This is a genomic window from Rhodococcus sp. D-6 (assembly GCF_040256695.1).
In the GTDB taxonomy this organism is placed as follows: Bacteria; Actinomycetota; Actinomycetes; order Mycobacteriales; family Mycobacteriaceae; genus Rhodococcus; species Rhodococcus pyridinivorans.
Map to the genome: position 1 here is coordinate 411,744 of NZ_CP132970.1, position 18,600 is coordinate 430,343.

18 protein-coding genes and 1 pseudogene are annotated in these 18,600 nt (G+C 66.0%); 11 read left to right on the forward strand and 8 right to left on the reverse strand.

Annotated elements, in window-relative coordinates; all coding sequences use genetic code 11:
• Positions 1-102 precede the first annotated feature (102 nt).
• The 3 genes from RBB84_RS02035 to RBB84_RS02045 all read left to right on the forward strand — a co-directional run bounded on the left by RBB84_RS02035 (position 103) and on the right by RBB84_RS02045 (position 2,357).
• On the forward strand, positions 103-267 hold the full coding sequence (locus RBB84_RS02035; RefSeq protein WP_024103333.1) for a hypothetical protein: 165 nt from the start codon (positions 103-105) through the stop codon (positions 265-267).
• 183 nt (positions 268-450) lie between these two features.
• Positions 451-2,076: a hypothetical protein gene (locus RBB84_RS02040; RefSeq protein ID WP_156666059.1), complete on the forward strand. Its 1,626-nt coding sequence runs from the start codon at positions 451-453 to the stop codon at positions 2,074-2,076.
• The gene (locus tag RBB84_RS02045) at positions 2,073-2,357 is read left to right on the forward strand and encodes a hypothetical protein (protein ID WP_024103335.1); all 285 of its coding nucleotides are present in this window, start codon (positions 2,073-2,075) and stop codon (positions 2,355-2,357) included. The genes RBB84_RS02040 and RBB84_RS02045 overlap by 4 nt, the downstream gene beginning before the upstream one ends.
• Before the next feature lie 40 nt (positions 2,358-2,397).
• Here the strand turns inward: RBB84_RS02045 and RBB84_RS02050 are convergent, their stop codons facing one another.
• On the reverse strand, positions 2,398-2,856 hold the full coding sequence (locus tag RBB84_RS02050; RefSeq protein WP_024103336.1) for a hypothetical protein: 459 nt from the start codon (positions 2,854-2,856) through the stop codon (positions 2,398-2,400).
• A gap of 93 nt (positions 2,857-2,949) precedes the next feature.
• Between RBB84_RS02050 and RBB84_RS02055 the strand changes: the two genes are divergently transcribed.
• Positions 2,950-3,276 (forward strand): hypothetical protein, encoded by a 327-nt coding sequence (locus tag RBB84_RS02055; protein ID WP_024103337.1) that lies wholly within the window; start codon positions 2,950-2,952, stop codon positions 3,274-3,276.
• Between the two features lie 33 nt (positions 3,277-3,309).
• Here the strand turns inward: RBB84_RS02055 and RBB84_RS02060 are convergent, their stop codons facing one another.
• A complete protein-coding gene (locus tag RBB84_RS02060; protein WP_024103338.1) occupies positions 3,310-3,795 on the reverse strand; it encodes a hypothetical protein in 486 nt (161 codons plus the stop codon).
• Between the two features lie 121 nt (positions 3,796-3,916).
• The gene (locus tag RBB84_RS02065) at positions 3,917-4,480 is read right to left on the reverse strand and encodes a hypothetical protein (protein WP_051424956.1); all 564 of its coding nucleotides are present in this window, start codon (positions 4,478-4,480) and stop codon (positions 3,917-3,919) included.
• A gap of 585 nt (positions 4,481-5,065) precedes the next feature.
• On the opposite strand from RBB84_RS02065, the gene RBB84_RS02070 reads away from it, so the two are divergent.
• Positions 5,066-5,800: a cold shock domain-containing protein gene (locus RBB84_RS02070; RefSeq protein WP_242411694.1), complete on the forward strand. Its 735-nt coding sequence runs from the start codon at positions 5,066-5,068 to the stop codon at positions 5,798-5,800.
• 103 nt (positions 5,801-5,903) lie between these two features.
• On the opposite strand, the gene RBB84_RS02075 is transcribed toward RBB84_RS02070, so the two are convergent.
• The 3 genes from RBB84_RS02075 to RBB84_RS02085 all read right to left on the reverse strand — a co-directional run bounded on the left by RBB84_RS02075 (position 5,904) and on the right by RBB84_RS02085 (position 10,182).
• Positions 5,904-6,056 (reverse strand): hypothetical protein, encoded by a 153-nt coding sequence (locus RBB84_RS02075; RefSeq protein WP_156666069.1) that lies wholly within the window; start codon positions 6,054-6,056, stop codon positions 5,904-5,906.
• 221 nt (positions 6,057-6,277) lie between these two features.
• Complete coding sequence (locus RBB84_RS02080) at positions 6,278-8,773, reverse strand: polynucleotide kinase-phosphatase (RefSeq protein ID WP_064255897.1); 2,496 nt, start codon at positions 8,771-8,773, stop codon at positions 6,278-6,280.
• Positions 8,770-10,182, reverse strand: coding sequence for a 3' terminal RNA ribose 2'-O-methyltransferase Hen1 (locus RBB84_RS02085; RefSeq protein ID WP_064255896.1), 1,413 nt, complete (start codon positions 10,180-10,182; stop codon positions 8,770-8,772). Before RBB84_RS02085 ends, RBB84_RS02080 begins: the two co-directional genes overlap by 4 nt.
• Positions 10,183-10,910: 728 nt before the next feature.
• Between RBB84_RS02085 and RBB84_RS02090 the strand changes: the two genes are divergently transcribed.
• From RBB84_RS02090 to RBB84_RS02100, 3 genes and pseudogenes are all read left to right on the forward strand, one after another.
• On the forward strand, positions 10,911-12,248 hold the full coding sequence (locus tag RBB84_RS02090) for a hypothetical protein (protein WP_231911972.1): 1,338 nt from the start codon (positions 10,911-10,913) through the stop codon (positions 12,246-12,248).
• 410 nt (positions 12,249-12,658) lie between these two features.
• Positions 12,659-13,221, forward strand: a pseudogene (locus RBB84_RS02095) (NAD(P)-dependent oxidoreductase).
• Positions 13,222-13,334: 113 nt separating this feature from the next.
• The gene (locus RBB84_RS02100; RefSeq protein WP_024103344.1) at positions 13,335-14,081 is read left to right on the forward strand and encodes an IclR family transcriptional regulator; all 747 of its coding nucleotides are present in this window, start codon (positions 13,335-13,337) and stop codon (positions 14,079-14,081) included.
• Here RBB84_RS02100 and RBB84_RS02105 read toward each other — a convergent pair.
• Positions 14,044-15,300 (reverse strand): multidrug effflux MFS transporter, encoded by a 1,257-nt coding sequence (locus RBB84_RS02105; RefSeq protein ID WP_024103345.1) that lies wholly within the window; start codon positions 15,298-15,300, stop codon positions 14,044-14,046. The two genes, RBB84_RS02100 and RBB84_RS02105, sit on opposite strands and share 38 nt — an antisense overlap.
• Complete coding sequence (locus RBB84_RS02110) at positions 15,297-16,148, reverse strand: alpha/beta hydrolase (RefSeq protein ID WP_197481811.1); 852 nt, start codon at positions 16,146-16,148, stop codon at positions 15,297-15,299. The genes RBB84_RS02105 and RBB84_RS02110 overlap by 4 nt, the downstream gene beginning before the upstream one ends.
• A 102-nt stretch (positions 16,149-16,250) precedes the next feature.
• Here RBB84_RS02110 and RBB84_RS02115 point away from each other — a divergent pair, with 102 nt between their 5' ends.
• From RBB84_RS02115 to RBB84_RS02125, 3 genes are all read left to right on the forward strand, one after another.
• Entirely contained in the window at positions 16,251-16,736 is a 486-nt protein-coding gene (locus tag RBB84_RS02115) for a MaoC family dehydratase N-terminal domain-containing protein (RefSeq protein WP_041803576.1), read from the forward strand.
• Positions 16,733-17,134 carry a MaoC family dehydratase N-terminal domain-containing protein gene (locus RBB84_RS02120; RefSeq protein WP_024103348.1) on the forward strand — a complete coding sequence of 134 codons (402 nt, stop codon included), beginning with the start codon at positions 16,733-16,735 and terminating at the stop codon, positions 17,132-17,134. The genes RBB84_RS02115 and RBB84_RS02120 overlap by 4 nt, the downstream gene beginning before the upstream one ends.
• 93 nt (positions 17,135-17,227) lie before the next feature.
• Complete coding sequence (locus RBB84_RS02125) at positions 17,228-18,532, forward strand: Rieske 2Fe-2S domain-containing protein (protein WP_024103349.1); 1,305 nt, start codon at positions 17,228-17,230, stop codon at positions 18,530-18,532.
• The last annotated feature ends 68 nt before the right edge of the window (positions 18,533-18,600 follow it).

The window sequence follows — 18,600 nt, forward strand, 5'->3', positions numbered from 1 at the left end:
TCACCTGAAACGCCCGGATTGTTCTCCATCCTCGACCCGAAGGTTCTACCGGCTTCATGCTCGTTCCGCCGTTGCCCCCCACCTCGCCGCGGCAGGCGAGCCATGTTCTGGGCGGCCGTCCGCGACGACGTGTGCACCAACCTCGACAGCGGTGCCCTTTCGTTGTCCCGCCGGCGCTTGGCGCAGTCCGAGACCGAACGGTTTCGCCGGATCGCGATCCTGACCGATGTGCGTCTACTCGATCTGCTGACTCGGGTTGTTGCCTGAAACCCGACATCGGCATCACCGGTGACACGGACTTCGGTGGGACCCCGCCCACTCGGACACGTCTCGCGTCTCCGTGTTGTCACGGGCGGTATCGGCTCTTATGTCGTGTGCCGGTCCTGCCTGGGACATAGACCGGATACATCCAGGTCGTCCCCGAGTTTGTCGGTGGGCGGCCATAGCTTGATGCGCGATCAACTCGAGCAGGAGGCTGCGATGGAGCTGTACCGCGAACTCACCCATGACGATCCCCACCGGCGGTCGGCGCGGGGCAGAGGCGCGAGTCCGACCAAAGACGAGGGAGATCTGTTTACGCTCCGCCCGAGCCCCCGAAAACTCCGCATCCTCATCGATATTGAGGCATGGACCGCTGACCATCCATTTATCGATGAGCTGCTGCATGGGTTCATGAGATACGAGAACATCGAGGTCCTCCAGGTTCGGATGAGCCAGGTCAAGTTGACCGATCACGAAGACTCTCATGAAGTCGGGTTCGTTCGGGTCCGAGACGTCACCGAACACAAGGGCTCCTTCTCATACCCCGGCTCCTGCTACGGCTGGAGCATCGACACCGAACGTCCGAAATTCGACGGATCGAAAACTCTTGGGCAGCGCGGCAGCATCTCTCCCCAACCCGAACTCTTCCGTTCACTGGCTGCGTACAACAGCTTCTCTGATGAACAACGTGAAGGCATCACAGCCGACGACATCGAACGAGCGGTTCTCCTGACCGAGATTGCCCGCGCGATCGACTACGACCTGATCATCTCGGAGACGAAGACGACTGGCCGTCGAGACGTTCCCGCCAACGACCGATCCAATGTGGTCACGCGTGCCGATGCGCTGCCGATCATTGCCCACTACATGCGCCGACAGCAGATCTACGTCATCAATCCTATAGGCCGCGGGACGATCAATCGCAAGGGCTACTACATGGAGACCGTGGCAGCGCTCGCGCCCGGTATCTGGCACTGGCTCACAAAGTGCCGACGTTCCGCGCTGTTTGTGCCATCCAGCCGTCGGTTTGTCGCAGACTGCGAATCACTGATCGATCGGTTGGCGCGCGCGCTCAGGGCTCGAGACGAACTCATTGCCTCAGTGGGTGCTCTACAAACCGATGACGTCATTGATGATGGTGCTGACGCGCTCGATCACGTGCTCGTATCCCTGTGCGGAGCAGTGGACGTGCTTGGACGCTCACTTCATACGGCACTACAGATCTCGGGGCACGAACGTAACGCGAAACTTCACCGCCTCGACGGCTACAGGAAGCTGATGTCCTTTTACGCCGATGTTGCAAATAAGGATCTGCTTGATGCCCTCCAGAAGCATCTCGCTGTGGTCTTCAGCCTTCGGAACTCGATCCATAGTCGGACTCTTGCAGCGATCGCGTCCTTGACTGTGAGCGAACATGGGCTTTCCGCACTCAGTGCCAGTCGTCTCGACTTGGTAATCCCTCCCGAAACAGTCGATTCAGTGAGGGACGAATCTGGTGGGGGACTTGAGTACTGGCATGCACGAGAACTCGGCGGTTCAGGTCATCTGGTCGCTGACCTGAGCCGTCTCCTCGATACATGTTTCAGCAGCGTGTTGAGGTTCCTGGACCAACTTTGCCGGATCATTGCTGCAGAATGGACGCTTGATAAGGATCCGGTGCTCCGGGAAGACATCATCGGTGCAGACTCGACTCTGAGCGGGTACGGCCGGGAACTGAGGATTTTTATAGGCATGCCCCAGAATGGAGACCTCGACGGGGCCAGCACGGAGGCATCTGAAACTGATATTGCGAGCGGTGCATCACCGAGTCGTTGAGCAGGCGCGATCCCACGGATCCTCTGGACGAGTACATCCGGGACTGGTCGCTTGCGCAGGCGCTGGCCCACGATGCGGTCGCAGCAGCGTTCTTCGCAGAGGGAGCCGGTGCCGATGAGGACCAGGTCGAAACACTGGTGCGGGGTCTGCAGATCGTCCAGGCACCGGAGAGATTCGATCGAGACGGCTCGCTGACCCGCACGGTGCAACCGGGCGAGAACCTGTCTCCCGAAGACGCCGAACTGCTCGACGCGGAAGAGCCCTTCCTCGAAGATGAATGACCCTGCCCGGAGCGCACCGCATGGACGATGCCGGCTGCGCTCAGTGGTGCAGGCGGTCAAGGTAGTCGGTGAGTTCCCCGATCGGCGCGACGACCTCCCCTGTGTACCGTCCCCACACAGCTCGACCGTCGACGATTCTGGGTGTCAGATGCCGGCCGTCGGGCAGCGTGGGCCATTGCAGCCATTCGTCGACGTCTTGGAAGTAGGAGGCGATCTCGACTGTGGTTGCGACGTCCTCCACCGCGCTGGAGATACCGAAACCGCTGTGCGGCGTGCCGCCGACGACGAGGGAGCACACCAACCCCGGCACGGGGACGACCTCGAGTCGGATGTCGATGCGCCACACCCCGGGATCGAACGTGTTCATCGCCTCGAAGCGCAGCGTGTCGCGGGAGAGCCGGGCGAACGCGGAGACGAGTACGTCCCGAATGTGATCGGTGGGTTCGAAGGTGAACTCGATGTCCCACCGCGAACCGATCTCCGAGCCGGGTATGCGCATGCTGCGACATTATTCGATGCTCGTTCCGGCAGGTGGACGGAGAGCATCGGTGTCCACCGGCTGTCGGGACCGCGACTCTTCTAGGCTGACGAGGTGTCCGAGAGGCGTGGCGAATACCGATTGGCGTTGCTGTGGTGGAGTGCCTTCGCCGGGATCCTCGTCTGCGCATTGAGCTACTGGCCGGCGGTGATGGCCATGCAGCGCGCGTTCGACGTGCCGTCTTTTCCACCCGGCGGCGTCGACTACTGGCTGTGCTGGGCCGCTCCGCTTGTCGCAGTGGCGACAGTGGGCGCGGTCGCGTTCCTGGTGTGGCGGCGTGCCCGGTTGGCCCTCGCGGGCTTTCTCGTGGCATTTCTGCTGACCGGCCTGTGCATGGGCATGTTCGGCTATTCGGTCGACAGCATGCCGTACTACATGTGACCCAGGCACGGCCGGTGGATCATCGACACAGTGCTACCGAGCCCGTCGATCGACCTTCATCACCGGGGTCGGCGGTCTCGGCGCGGTTTCGGGCCATAGCTGCATGAGATAGCGTTCGACGAGATCCTCGCCGGCTTCCTGCAGTTCAACTGCGCAGTCGCGACCTGTGGCGTAGAGGCGGGCTCGGTACCGACCCGGTAGGGAAACAAGGCTTGCGTCGAGGAGTACGGTGTCGGCGTCGAGATCCCGAAGTCGGACATCGCCGCTGTCGAACTGGACCGATACCTCCTGCCATTCGTCCCATCCGGCACCGTCTATCGCAGGCTCGACAGTCACTATCTCGGAGCGAAATGCGACCGCCCCCAACGAGGACGCCGTCGCTACGACCAGGAGTCGTTGGGCGCCATCCCACGTGAGGATGTCGCCGGTCGCGGCAGGAAGATCCGGCATCGGCATGCCGACCTGCTGAAAGGGCAAGGTGGATCCGTATTGGACATAGAGTTCGGCTTCGATCACCATGATGCTCTTCCGATCTCACGCCACCTCAACGGGAAGTCCGTACGGTCCACCTCGCTGATCGTCGCTGCAGACGGATCGGTGAGCGGCAGGTCACCGACAATCGTCGACCTCGGTCGCGGCTTCACGATCCGTCCGTCACCGAGCCGCCGGATTCGTGCGTCGAGGACGGGGTGTTCTCCGGGATGCCGTAGCCGGGCATCTCCCACAGTTGTGCGGGTTCGAGGACGCTGTCGTCGTCGGGCCACAGCCGCAGGCGCCACACATCCCCCGGGGTGGTCGAACCGGGCCAGCCGTAGTTGACGAAACCACGCCCGGACACCTGCACCACGTACTGCCCGGGCGGCACCGCGACGGTGACCGGCTCGGTGGTCGGGGACGACAGGCTCAGCACCCCGGGCGCGTCGACTTCGAGGCGGTCTTCGCTGACCTGCTGCCACTCCGAGCGATCGGCGGCGGGACGGCGGTCGAAGACCTGCACGTCCACGCTCATCTCGAAGTTGTTCTGATGCGGGCACACCACCACAATCATCGTGCCGTCGCCGGCGCTGGGCTGCTCCGCTTGGGCCTGCTCGAGCAGCTCGATCTCGTTGTCGATGTCCCCGAGTCCGCCGTCGAGGCAGAACTGCCCGTAATCCATCGCCAGCACCACCGTCGATTCCAGGATCGGGCTCGTTTGTGCGTTCATGCCGGTGATCTTGACACGCCTACCCGACAACCATGCGGGTCCACGCCGATGATCGCAGCTGTATCGAAGCAGCGATCTCGATCCGGTGCATCCGGAAGCAGCGGGGCGATCGACAGGCTACTTCGACAGAAAGTAGATCTCGCTGGCTGCTCTTCGTGCGAACAAGCACAGGTACGGGCGGTCGGTCCGAGTGATCGTCGTCGATCCCGGCGGTCAGGCTTGTCGATCTTTGCCGCATCTCACCAACCAGCTGGAGGGATCACCGCACGTTCCCCCTCCGGCCGGCGCCGTTGATGAGCGGCGCACTGCCGGTGTCACACCGCCACCCGGCACCCACGACACGGCGGACACCGCCCTTATTCGGGTGCGTGGCCGAAATGTAACGCTAGAGGCGAAAGTCCATATGTGTTTGTCGGTGGTCCCTGCTTTTTCTCCCTCCTCGGAGCGGTGGGGCCGCTGGGTCCGCGCATTCCTCCCCGTTGTGCGTGGGCCGGCGGGAAGTCCGGTGGTGCACACCCGGGCTTTCCGCACCGCAGTCGTCGCCAGTGTCAGGATGCGGCGATCACCGAGGCGGAAGGAGACGTGGTGCGCACAGCGGTACGGGCCGCCACTGCCGCCGCGGTGGTCCTCACTGCGGCAGTGGCCGTGGGGGTATGGACCGTCGGTGCCGTATCCGGCCCGGATGCTGCCGTTGCCGGCGATAGTGTCGCCGTGACCGGGACGGGAGATCACGGCGCGGTGCCGAGTCGAGGTGTGGTCCGCAGCTGGGACCTCGAGCACATGCAGGGTGTGATCGACGGCGATGAGGTTCCCGGTGGATGCCATGTCAGCTTCGCAGCCGTTGCGGTGGAGGGGTTTCCCGCTCTCACACCGGGCCACGAGGTGGAGTTCGAATGGATCCGCCTCGAGAACCCGGCAGCGGGTGTCGAATTCGAATTCGAGTGTGTACGGGCATGGCCGGCCGGGCAACAACCCGTCCGTCGTCCTGCCGGATTCGGGGCGCGCGCATGGTCGGTCCATCCCGACGGCCGCATCGAGGAAGAGCACTTCGTAGGCGAACCCTCCGCACCCGTACCGGTCCCACCTCGGGTGACCGGCCAAACCGTCGGCACGGTCCGGCAGTGGAACGACGAACAGGGCTGGGGAGTGATCGAGTCCGACCGGACCCCCGGCGGATGCTGGGCGCACTACAGCACCATCGTCGGTGAGGGTTTTCGCACCGTAGCGGTGGGAGCCACCGTGGTCCTCGATTGGGAACAGGTCGCCGATCAGGACGGCTACCGGTACCGCGCCACCCGAGTCGAGCAGCAGTCCGGCTGACACCCCACCTCACCTCACCGCATGGTTTGCAGGTCGTCAGGCTCCGAACGGCCCGGACCGTTCCGAGGACGGCGCACCAGGTGGACGAGTCCTCGACCAAGGACTACAGGGCTGTGCTCGATTGACGTTCCGCCGCGGTGACCACACCCAACCGCGCATCCGCGCAGTGTCCGGTCGATGCTGCGGTGATCTTCGCGGACGACGTCAGCCGGTTGAGGATGACGGCACCGCCGGTCCCGAACGCGATCGAGACCACGGACTTGTCCTCGATCGCTGAGTTCGGCGTGACGCGGTCGCACGTTTCGTGGTGCTGTCACGCCACCGTTGCGCGGCGACGTGCGCTTCGACGACCGAGGTCGGGTGGGTCTACGAGACCGGCGTGCAGGGTGGTCGAACAGGACGGTTCGGCGGCTGGCTCCCGCGGGATGCGATCGGCGCCCGGCCGACTTCGGGTGTGCTGTGTGAGGGTCGAATCGTTCACAGGCGCGGATCGACGGGTTCGGATTCCATGGCGAGCACACCGAACACACACTGGTGGATACGCCAGACGGGCTCGCCGCTGCCAGCACGGCGCAGAGCCTCGAGGCCGAGAGCGTACTCACGCAATGCCATCGATCGTTTCGTGCCGAGGTTGCGCTGCTTGAGCCGGGCCAACGTCGACGGGTCGGTGTAATCGGCGCCGTAGATGATCCGCAGATATTCACGCCCGCGCACCTTCAGACCCGGCTGCACGAGCCCCTTTCGTCCACGGACCAGATTGTCGAATGGCTTGACAACCATGCCTTCACCGCCGCCGGCGGTGAGGTCCTCCCACCACCTCACCCCCGCGGCACGAGACGCCTCGTCGGCTGTCTCGACGACGAGTCTGCGGGTGGGCCGGAACAGTTCGGGATCTGCGGCGACGAGCCGGTCGGCCAGATCCAGGTGCCACTGATGGTTATGCCTTTCGTAGGTAGCACTGTCGCCGGCCAGAATCTGGAAAGGTGCCACCTGGATGCCCAGCGTGTTGTCGATCGGTTGCACGTAGTGGCGATAGGAGTCCACGAAAAGTTCGGCGTTGGCGGCCCGCGAACGTGTTCTGGTGAGCAGGTCGGCGACGTCGGCGCCTCGCGCTGCGGCTGCCTCGATCACCGCGACGGTCGCCGGCAGGGAGGTTGTGGCCGCAGCCCCGACTTTCGCGTACTGCTCGCGGATCATCGCCTCGGCTTTCGCGGTCCACGGCACTATCTCGGCATCGAGCAGTAACCAATTCGCACCGAGGTCCGCCCACACACCTGCCGCGGCGAGAGCATCGGCGATGCGAGACAGCACAGCCGACTGCTGATCTGCCTCGAAGAACGCACGGCCCGTGCGGGAATGGATGACACCGGTCCCGTCGACGGTCACCCGCACGATCGCCCGCGATCCCATGTGCTTTTCCTCGCACATCACCTGAGCGATGGAGTGTTTGGTGTAATGGTCGAATGCCTCGTCGGGGTGTTCGAGCAGTCCGTCTCGTGGTGAGCTGTCGACCGGTGACATCGTCGGCGGCAGGTAGAGCAGATCGGCCGGCGCGATGGCGAACCTGCTCATCACCTCCAGCGCCCCGGCCGCGTTCTCCTCCCGCAACGAGATCCGACCCATGTGTTCGGTCTCGATCACGCGGTGACCGAGCACATCAGACAGCTTCAAGACCTGTGGATCACGCTCGGGCGGAGCCAACGGGCGGATCGGCTCGTAGTACATCCGCAGGGACGGCACGGAGACGATCTCACGTTCGGGATAGCGCAACGCGGTCAGGCTGCCACCGAACACACAGCCGGTGTCCAGGCACATCGTGTTGTTGATCCATTCGACCTCCGGTACCGGGGTGTGCCCATACAGGACCGTGGCCGACCCGCGGTAGTCCTCGGCCCACGGATATCGGACCGGAAGGCCGAAGTCATCGGTCTCCCCACTGGTATCGCCGTAGAGGGCGAACGCACGGACCCGACCCGAGGCCCGACCGTGGTACTTCTCTTTCAGACCTGCGTGTGCGACCACAAGCTTGCCGTCGTCGAGGACGTAGTGTGCCACCAGCGCGTCACAGAACTGCCGTGTCTCGATGACGAAGGCCTCGTCTTCGCGCGAGAGCTGCTCGAGCGTCTCCTGCAGGCCGTGCGTGGCCTTGACGTCCCCCCGCCCCAGCGCCCGGGCCAGCTTGGCCTCGTGATTGCCGGACACACACAGGGCATTCGCGTTTGCCACCATGCCCATCACCAGACGCAACACACCCGGCGAGTCCGGGCCACGGTCGATCACATCACCAACGAACACCGCCCGCCTGCCGTCTGGATGCGCGGCGTCGACCGCTCGACCTTCACCATCACGCACGAGCACATATCCCAACCGGTCGAGCAGCATCTCCAGCTCTTCCCGACAACCGTGAACATCACCGATCACGTCGAACGGTCCGTGCTCGTCCCGCCGGTCGTTGAACAGGCGGGTGCGCACAATCGAGGCCTGCTCGACGGCCTCGATCGAGTCCAGGACATGGATGGCGCGGAACCCTTCGCGTTTGAGACCGCGCATCGACCGACGCAATTGGTCGTGCTGGCGTTTGATGACATGAGCCTCGAAATTGCGATCCGGACGTGCGGCGTTGCGCTCGCCAGCGAGTCCTACCGGTAGATCCAGCACTATCGCCACGGGCAGCACATCGTGTGCCTTGGCCAACGCCAGCAGCGACCGACGCGCTGACGCCTGCACGTTGGTCGCGTCGATGACGGTCAGCCGGCCGCGAGAAAGACGCTTACCGGCAATGAACTCGAGCACCTCGAAGGCATCGGTCGTCGCACCCTGATCGTTCGAGTCATCCGAGACCATCGCCCGGCATGCATCACTGGAGACGATTTCGGTCGCAGCGAAATGCGTCGCCGCAAACGTCGACTTGCCCGATCCACTGACACCGATCAGCACGACCAGCGACAGCTCGGGAATGCTCAACTCGCTCACGCTGCGTCCTCCGATTGTCCGCGCAGACTGAACACTGCCATCTGAGTGGGTGATCCGACCTGCGGGTCGCAGTCTCCCACCGGCTGCAGGACGACCTCGTAGTCGTGTGAGTCACCCACGCCGTGGGTCCACGCCGCGAACTGCTCGCGTGTCCACTCGAAGCGGTGATCCGGATGTCGGAAGCCACCCCGGGCCAGCGCGGGGTACCGCACGTTGTACTCGCTGTTCGGTGTGGTGAACACGACATGACGCGGTCGCATCGCCCCGAAGACGTTTCCCACAACCGCCGGCAACCGCTCCGGGTCGATGTGCTCGATGACCTCCATGAGAATCACCAGGTCGAGATCACTCAAGCGGTCATCCTCGTACTGCAACGACGACAGCAACAACATCAACCGGTCGGACTGCCGTTCGGTCATCCGGGCGACGTGGAGACGCTTGGCGGCCTTCGACAACGACGCATCGGAGACCTCGGTGCCGATCACCCGAGCCACACCGTGCACCTCGAGCAGCGATGCCAGGAGGGCACCGGACCCGCACCCCAGATCGGCGATGGAGGTGGGGCGAAGGGTGCGCACGACCTCGAGCACAGCATCGTGACGTAGACGGACCAGCGGCCGGGCACGGACGGGTTCCTCATCGTCGACCGCGTCGTCGACCGGTCGGTCATCGAGCTCGGCGAGTCGTTGTAGTGCGGCGGCCTTCAGTCCACCTTGGTGAGCCAGATACCGCTGTGTCACCACGTCCCGCTCAGGGTGGGTACCCAGCCAGCCCGCGCCGGCCCGTATCAGCTTGTCGACCTCGTCGTCGCCGACCCAGTAGTGCTTGGTGTCGTCGAGCACCGGCAGCAACACGTAAAGATGGTTCAGCGCGTCGACCAGACGCACCGACCCGACGAGGGTCAACGACACCAATGGTGCATCGCCCCAATCCGGCCGGGTGGCGTCCAGCCTGATCGGTGTCGCAACCACGTCCCATCCCATGGGGGAGAACAACCGTCGCACCAGGTCGGGATCGCCGGGCACGGCGGGCAGCGAGATCGTCAGGTCCAGCGCCGAATCAACGAGTTCTTCGTGGCCGGCACACCGTCCGTTCAGTGCCGACCGGAACACCTTGCACAGTGCCACCGACATCAAAGACGACGCGACATAGGGTCGATCGTTGACGTACTGGCCCAACGCGAAACCGTCGTTCGAACCGGACCGTCCACGAACCAACGCGACCGGATCGACCTCGAGGACCAGTGCGACTGTGCACTTCTCGCTGCTGATCTCCGGGTAGAACACGTGCGCTGTCCCCCCGTACACGCTGAACGACTGGACCCGATCGGGGTGCTTGTGCAGCAGATAGCCCAAGTCACTCGGCATGTCGAGTGCCGGTGAGCGTTCAGCGGAGATGGTCAACAGCATTCGGACAGTCTGCCGCAACGCCAGTGGTTTTCGGGTCAGGGGTGATCAGGTGAGTCCGATACCGAACCGCACCGTCCCCGACGATCCGTTACGCATCATCTCTTCCGAATACCGAGGTGATCGCGATTCTGTGTTCCGTAACGGCATCGGATTTCTTTTGGGTGCTCCGCGACTACCCGTGGATCGAGAACGAACTTGTCGGAATCCTCAGAAATTCCGACCCCGTCTCGCTGCGCTCACCCCCTGAACTGGGGAAAACGCGGAGATGAGGGGCCCCTACTGAAACGGAATCTAGAAATGACAACGTTCCGACGGAACCTACACAGCTGTAGAGATGCAGCGAAGACTGACCGGACACACCGCTGAACATTGACAGATCCCGGGGGTGTCGGCAGTACTCGTGCAAATGCACGGCTCGACCGGGCGCATCGCCGATCGTGCGCGGTGGCAGCGTGTCGGGCACGCTGGCAGGGTGACAGAGCCTGACCAGGTGTGGCGTCCGCAGACTCAGCTGCCGGTGTTGGTGACCGCCGTGTCGATCGAAGACGGGGAGACACCGCCCCCGGAAGTCGGTGCCATCGCGGTGTTTCCGCTGTTGTTCGAGGAGACGCCCGCCGATCCGGCCGATCCGTCGATCGTCACGCTTCGCGCTATGGCCGAGCCCCTGCACTCGGGAAAGCCCGCGCTGCAGCGGCCCCGGGGACGGACGGCAATGGTGGGACTGGACCGTGCTGCTGCGCGGTGTGGGGTGGACGGCCACCTGGTACACCCGTCGTCCGGTGCTCGGTCAGGTCGAGGTCACCGGCCGGCTGATCGGTGATCTGTCCTACGCCACCACCGGGCGGATCCGCGGCCGGGTCAGGCGCATCCACGTCGCATCCGATCGGTACCGGCGCGAGGTCGATCAGCCGCACTCGCCGTTCAGGCCGGTGCCCGGCACCCGTCGCTATCGGCAGGTCACCACCTCTCCACGATCGTTCGCCCAGGTTCCCCGGCCCACCGGCCCCGACCCGCAGATCGAACGCACTCACGAGGTGGGCGTGCTGGTGGATCTCGACCTGACCGATGTGCCACCACCGCCGCTGCGGCCGAGCGTGATCCCCGCCGCGATATCCGCGCACGACTGCGACCTGTGGATCGCCGACCGTGAACTGCCCCTGGTCGTGCATCTCGACGCCGACCGGCGCGTGCGCGAATACATCGTGCCCGGGCAGATCTTCGATGCTCCGCCGGCCGATCGCACCCGCTCGGTATGGGCACACGCCGACGGCTGCTGGGTGGGCGGCTGGGACGGAATCTTCCACTGCCCCCGTGGCGGCACCGTCGAGGCGATCACCGACACACCGATTCGAGACGGCGCAGCCCATGCCCAGACGCTGCTCGCCGTGGCGGTCCCGGACCGCGGCACCGCCGAGCTGATCCTCGCTCGCCCGGGACAGGACCTGGTAAGGCATGGACCCGAGCAGTGGGGCGACCTCGAATCGATGACCACCTGCGAAGGTGGGTTTGTCCTGCTGTTTCGCTGGCGTGACCCGAGCACCGGCGCGCTCGGAGCGGCGCGCCTGGTCCGGGTCGATCTGCACGCCGCCGTGACCGTCGGTCCGCCGCTGGAGACCGCGGTGATGTCCTATCGGCCGTTTCTGACCGGCCTTCCACCGACGATCGTCGACGGCACCTCCGCATACCGGATACTCGACGATCTCACCCTCGCCCAGCTGGATCCCTTGCCTGATCATGTCCTCTGCGGCGGACAGATCGAAGACCTGCTCTGGATCGTCGGCCATCCCCCGGACGGTTCCGGCCGTGGGCGGTGGTGGCCACTGCCGGGACCTGCCGTGTATCCCGCCGATCACCACCAATACTGGCTGTTCACCCGCCTCGATCTGGTCACCTGGGAGCCGATCTCGAGCACCCCGATCCGCAGTCCCCACCCAGACGTCACCATCGACGGAGCCGGCACCGTGTGGGTCACCGCTGCGGGGGTGCACGCCTTGCCGCGCCAGCACATGAACCCACCGGAACTGCTCGATGTCGCCGAACTCCTCGACCGCTCCCGCCTCCGGTAGCCGAACACCCACGCGGCGCAGGTCCGTGTACGCACGCAGCCAGACACTGATCCGGCCGCGTCCGTAGAATCCTTCACACCGTGCCGCGCACGGCAGACCAGTCGTTCGGCGGGCCTCCGCTCCTACGCCAAGCCGTGGCCTATTTGCAACACCCGGGAAAGCGCAGGTCGGCCGCGTATAAGCCTCGGGGGCGTAGTTAATCCGCCCGGCCTATCTCGTCAATCTTCGCTACATCTCGACAACCTACAAAACGGTTGAATCGGACAGCCAAGCGCTCCGGGCCATGGTCACTCATGGTTGATGCGGGGTGATAGGCGTAAATTGCCGGAGGAAATGCGGCGTCGGTGGCCGAGTGGGCGGTCGCCGCCGCCGCGAACCTGTGCCGGTCGATCGGCTGGGCGGACGCCGAGATGCGCCGTGGGCGGTGGCCGCAGACGTCGGTCCGACAGCGGGACTGCCGGGATCTCGGCGATCGTCGGATCGGTCTGGTCGGGTTCGGTGACATCAATCGCCGCTGTGCAGAACTGTTCACGGCGTTCGGGTGCGAGGTCGCCTACCACTCGCGCCGGCCGCGCCGGTGCCACACCTGCCGCTCGACGACCTTCTGGCGGCGTCGGACGTCGTGGTGGTCGCGGTCCCGTTGACCGCGGACACCCGAGGGTTGATCTCGGCACGCGAGCTCGAACTGCTGCCTCGCGAGACGCTCGTGGTGAACGTGGCCCGCGGACCGGTCGTGGACGAGACGGCGCTCGCCGACGCGATCCGGTCCGGCACGGTGGCCGGTGCGGCACTCGACGTCTTCGCGCGGGAGCCCATCGAGACCGACAGCCCGCTGTTCGACCTCGACAACGTGCTGCTCAGCCCGCACATCGCGGGAGGCAGTTCGACGGCGCTGGCCCGGATGTACGCGATGACCGCGGAGAACGTCGCGCGGGCGTGCCGCGGGGACGATCCGCTGTGGACGATCGGCTGAGAATCCCGTCGGCCTTCCGGCGCCACCGGCATCGAAACAAGCGTTCGACGGATTCTCGGTAGGCTCTGCGCACCGGCCCCGCTGGGTGGGACGGCGATCGTAGGAGGCACCGGATGATGACATCGCTGCTGGGCAAGGTGCGCCTACTTCTCGAGTCCTTCGACGCCGAGTCGGGTTCGTTGTCGCTCACGGAACTGTCGCGGCGCAGTGGCGTCGCGAAGGCGACGGTGCACCGACTCGCGGCCGAGATGGTCGAACTGGGACTGCTCGAGCGCATCGGAACCGACTACCGGCTGGGCCTGCGGCTATTCGAACTGGGGCAGCTCGTCCCGACACAGCGGATTCTGCGCGAGGCCGCGCTGCCGTTCCTGCAGGAGTTGCACGCGATCACCCGAGAGACCGTGCACCTGGCGATCCGCGACGGCCTCGACGTGCTGTACATCGACAAGATCTCCGGCCACGGGTCGGTGGAGGTGCCGTCCCGCGTCGCCGGCCGACTGCCGGTCGAGGTCACCGCCACCGGCAAGGTCATGCTCGCCTTCTCGTCGCCGGCGGTGTTCGAGCAGGTCGTCGCCCGCGGGCTCGCGAAATTCACGCATCGCTCGGTGGCGTCGGCGGCGATGCTGCGGCGGCAACTCGAACGCGCTCGCAGCGAGGCGATGATGGTCGAGGCGGAGGAAGTCCGCCTCGGGACGGCCAGCGCGGCGGTCCCGATCTTTTCGGGAGGTTCGACCGTGGTCGGCGCCGTCAGTGTCTCCACCAGCACGGCCCGGATGAACCTCGCCCGGATCTCGGGCCCGCTGCGGACCGCGGGACAGGGCGTTAGTCGAGCGCTGCACGAGATCGCGCGGACGGCCTGACGACCGTCCCCAGCGCGAGCAGCGCCAGGACCGCGGATCCGGTCATGGCGACGGCGATCGCCAGCGACGTGTTGCCGAGCAGTCCGACGATCGGGGAGATAACCGCCGCCGCCCCGAACTGTGCGAATCCCACCATCGCCGCCGCGGTCCCGGCGGCCTCGCCGTGCCGGGACAGCGCGAGCGCCGGCGCGTTCGGCATCACGAAGCCGGTCGCGCACAGCAGTGCCAGGACCGGGAGCGCGAAGCCGAGGAAGCCCCCGGTGGCGGTCGCCGCCAACGCGATCGCGACGGCGCCGAGCACGGTGCTCACCGCAAGCGATGTCACGCAGATGCCCAACGGCGTCAAGCGTCCCAGCAACACGACGTTGAGCTGGGAGGCGCCGATCAGCACGACAGCTCCGGCCGCGAACGCGATGCCGTAGACCTCGGGTGCCAGCTCGAACTGGTCCTGCATCACGAACGACGATCCGGCGATGTACGCCCACAGCACCGCCCGGCCCAGTCCGCACACCAGTACGAGCACCATGAAGTGTCCGTCGCGGGTCAACGTCGCGTACGTGCGGAGCACCGGCCCGAGGCCGCGCCCGACGCGCGCGGACGGTGGCAGCGTCTCGGGCATCGCGACCCCGCCGAGGACGATCATCACCAGCCCGAGGCCGGCGAGGACGAGGAACACACCGTGCCACGAGACCGCCGTCAGCAGCACGCCCCCGATCGAGGGAGCCAGGATCGGGGCGACGCCCATCACGAGCATCAGTCGCGACATCACGACGGCAGCGTCCCTGCCCTCGAACAGATCTCGGACGACGGCCATCGCGATCACCCCGGTCGCGGCCGCGCCGAGCCCTTGCAGTGCGCGCAGCGCGCCGAGGACCGCGATCGACGGAGCGAACCAGCAGGCCACCGACGCTGCGACGTGCAGCGACGTGCCGAGGACGAGTGGCTGTCGACGTCCGAAGACGTCGGAGAGCGGCCCGATCACCAACTGGCCCAGGGCCAGGCCGAGTAGTGTCCCGGTGAGTGTCAGCTGCACGGCGGCGTCCGACGTCAGGAAGTCCTCGGTGATCGCGGGCAGTGCCGGCAGGTACATGTCCACCGTGAACGGCCCGAGGGCGGTGAGCAGGCCGAGGATCACGACCAGCCGGATCCGGCTCCAGCCCTCGGGCTCAGCGACGCGGGCACCGTCCCGGACCGCGTCGGTCGTCGCGTCGGCTGTCACGGATGCTGCTGGTTCAGGAACCCGGTCACCACGGTGTAGTAGTCGTGCGGCCGCTCCTCCTGGAGGTGATGCGACGCCTTGTCCATCACGTAGAGGTGGCCGTGCTCGATCATCCGGGCGAGCATCAGCGGGTAGTCGGGGGTGAGGAAGGCGTCGTGCATGCCCCACGCGAAAAGTACCGGTGCCTTGATCATTCCGAGTTCCGTGGTGAGGTCCTGCCAGTCGCCGCGGGGGTTGTCAGAGGCCGCTGCCAGCGCCATCTCGTCGGGGTCGAGGCTCTGCTGGTATCGCATGTCGAGGGTCTCGTCGGGCAGGCGGTCGCCGTCGAACCACTCGAGCTTGGTGATGAGCTGCCGCATCTTCTCCCGCGTCGGGCCCTCCCCGCCGTAGTAGATGTCCCGCGCGTTCCGTCCCCGGCGGCCGTCCTCGGGGAGCGGTGCGAGCGGCCCGTAGAACACCGGCATACTGCCCGTGATCACCAGCGAACGCACCCGCTCCGGGTACTTGGCCGCGAGGTTCAGTGCGATGGTGCCGCCCCACGAGTTGCACACGAAGTCGGCGCGGTCGATGCCGAGTTCGTCGAGGAGGGCCACCACTTTTGCCGCGTGGAAGTCCCACATCGGGCCGGTGATCGTGCACTTGTCCGAGAGACCGTACTGCAGGATGTCGACGAGGATCGCGCGCCGGTCCTGCGCGAACAGTGGTGCGACGGGGCTGAAGTCGGACCACGCCGTGCATCCCGGGCCGCCACCGTGCAGGAAGATGGTGGGCGAACCCTCACCGAGGTCGTGGTAATGGAACTTCACACCGGCTGCGGTGGCGTACAAGCTGTTCGGTCGATTCGTCATGCGCATACCTGACCCGATCTCCGCGCGCGGGCAAAGGATCGCGGTCCGTCAGGCGGTCCCGGTCTGTGGCAATGCAGGTGGTGCTGCCCCTAGCGTCGCCGCATGAGAACTCCACTGGACATCGTCCACGAGCGGGTGTCGGCGACGATCGGCACCCGCGAGCATCGCGACCTCGGATCGGTCCGCCCCGCCGAGGCGGTCGCCTTCGCGCGCGCATGCGCGGAGGACGACCCCCGCTATCTGGAACCGAACCGTCCGGACTTCGCTGTGCACCCCATGTACGTGCCCAGCCTGCTCCGGGGGCCGAGCGACGCGCGGGACGAGGACTATCGACCCGACGGAATGTTCGCGGACGAGGTGCCCGGGACGTCGGGCCTGGACGTCCGACTCATGGCCGGCGGGCAGGACGTCGACTTCCATCGGCCGACGCCGCTGGGCGAGCGGATCGGCGCCGATCGGGTCGTCGACCGGATCGAGTGGAAGGGGGGCGGCGACGCCCGGTTCCTGTTGATCACCGTCGTCAAGACCTACCGCGCCGCCGCGGCCGGTGCGCTGGCGACCGTCACAGAGAGGTTCATCGTCCGATGATCGGCGATGCCGGCCCAGTCGTCGGAGCAACAATCGAACCTGTTGTGCTGCAAACCGATCCGAACCGCGTGCAGCGCTTCGGCGCGGCCACGCACAACGCCCACCGGATCCACTACGACACCGCATACGCGCGATCGGAGGGGCTGGCCGACCGGGTCGTGATGGCGCAGCTGCACGGCATCCTGTTCTTCCGTGCCGCCACCCGGTACGTCGGCGATCCGGATGCGGTGCTGTCCGTCGGGTGGCGGAACCGTGCGCCCGCATACGTCGGGACGACGCTCACGGTCACAGGAACCGTGCGCGAGGTCCACGACGACCGGATCGTTCTGGACCTCGCGGAGCGCGACTCCGACGGGACGCTGTGCGCCGCCGGTGAGGCCGTCGTGGCCCGGCGGTGAACCGGGTCTGCTGAGCGAACCGGATCCGTTGGAAGAGCGACGGAATCGTAGGAAGATCTGCGTACCAAAGATCTCGTGTCGAGAGGACTTCACATGACTGGTGTCGAGGCGCTGGACGCCGCACAGGCGCTCCCGGGGAGGCCGCGTGCGGCCGGTCGGCAGGACTGGACGGCGTGGCCCCGATACAACGAGGCCGGCAGCGGCTACCGGGGCTACTGGTACCCGGTGACGTGGTCCAGCCACATCACCAAGGACCCCAAGAGCTACACGATCTGCGGCGAGAAGCTCGCGATCATCCGTGACAGCGGCAAAGTGTATGCGCTGCACGATCGTTGCCCGCATCGCGGCGTTCCGCTGTCGGAGGGTGATCAGCAGTTCCCGGGCACCGTCAGCTGCCCGTACCACGGCTGGACGTTCCGGTTGAACGACGGCAAGCTCGCCGCGGTCATCACCGACGGACCCGACTCGAAGATCTGCGGGAAGCTCTCCGTCCGGACGTACTCCGTCGAGGAGCGGCTCGGTCTGGTGTGGGTCTACATTCCGATCGCGGAGGAGCCCGCGCCGCCGATCGACGAGCAGCTGCCCCGCGAACTCGTCGAGAACGAGGGCATCGTCGGTGGCCGCATCCAACCGCGCGGCGGCAACTGGCGATTCGCGTGTGAGAACGGCTTCGACGAGGGCCACGCCAAGTACCTGCACCGCACCGCGCTGTGGCGGCTGTTCAAGCCGATGCCCACGTGGAACATCACGAGCATCGTGCCCGAGGGGCGGTGGCTCTTCCGGGTGCAGGAGGAGGTGTACTGGGAGGCGGACTTCCCCGGCGTCGGCAAGTGGACCAACAAGCGCTGGTGGAAGAAGAAGCCCGACGAGAGCCAGATCTCGCAGATCGGCAACGTCGGCGCCGGCCTGAAGGTGAATCCGGTGATCGAGGCCCAGAAGTTCCCGGGCTTCGCGTCGCTGTCCATGCCCGGGGTGCTGCGCATCGCATACCCCAACTTCATCCACTACGAGTTCTACGTCCCCGTCGACGAGGACAACCACCAGTACGTGGGTCTCATGGTCAACTTCGTCACCGGCGCGGCGAAGCTCGGCTTCTACGCCAAGTACCTGGGCGCGATCCGCTGGCTGTTCCACGGCCAGTTCTCCGGCCAGGACGAGTGGATGGTCCGGGTGACGGACGCGCCGCCGGAGAAGCTCTACCGCCCCGACATCTCGCTCACCGCGTGGCGCAACCTCGCCGAGGAGGAGTACGCCGAGAAGATCGCCGCCGCGGTGGCACACACCCCGCAGCCACCGGCGCGCCCGGCACGGGAGCGACGCCGTGCCACCCCTGCCACCCCTGCCGCCGAGTCGAACGGCGCCGAACCGGCGCCGCGGACCCCGGCCGCTTCGGACTAGAGGAGAAGACGATGTTCAAGACTCTCGTGAGCGTGACGGTCGGAGTCCTGCTCGCCGTGGGTGCGCGG

Coding starts and splice junctions, on each gene's coding strand:
- RBB84_RS02035 (WP_024103333.1), top strand. CDS start 103: ATGTTCTGGGCGGCCGTCCGCGACGACGTGTGCACCAACCTCGACAGC.
- RBB84_RS02040 (WP_156666059.1), top strand. CDS start 451: ATGCGCGATCAACTCGAGCAGGAGGCTGCGATGGAGCTGTACCGCGAA.
- RBB84_RS02050 (WP_024103336.1), bottom strand. CDS start 2,856: ATGCGCATACCCGGCTCGGAGATCGGTTCGCGGTGGGACATCGAGTTC.
- RBB84_RS02060 (WP_024103338.1), bottom strand. CDS start 3,795: ATGGTGATCGAAGCCGAACTCTATGTCCAATACGGATCCACCTTGCCC.
- RBB84_RS02065 (WP_051424956.1), bottom strand. CDS start 4,480: ATGAACGCACAAACGAGCCCGATCCTGGAATCGACGGTGGTGCTGGCG.
- RBB84_RS02085 (WP_064255896.1), bottom strand. CDS start 10,182: ATGCTGTTGACCATCTCCGCTGAACGCTCACCGGCACTCGACATGCCG.
- RBB84_RS02100 (WP_024103344.1), top strand. CDS start 13,335: ATGATGACATCGCTGCTGGGCAAGGTGCGCCTACTTCTCGAGTCCTTC.
- RBB84_RS02110 (WP_197481811.1), bottom strand. CDS start 16,148: ATGACGAATCGACCGAACAGCTTGTACGCCACCGCAGCCGGTGTGAAG.
- RBB84_RS02115 (WP_041803576.1), top strand. CDS start 16,251: ATGAGAACTCCACTGGACATCGTCCACGAGCGGGTGTCGGCGACGATC.
- RBB84_RS02120 (WP_024103348.1), top strand. CDS start 16,733: ATGATCGGCGATGCCGGCCCAGTCGTCGGAGCAACAATCGAACCTGTT.
- RBB84_RS02125 (WP_024103349.1), top strand. CDS start 17,228: ATGACTGGTGTCGAGGCGCTGGACGCCGCACAGGCGCTCCCGGGGAGG.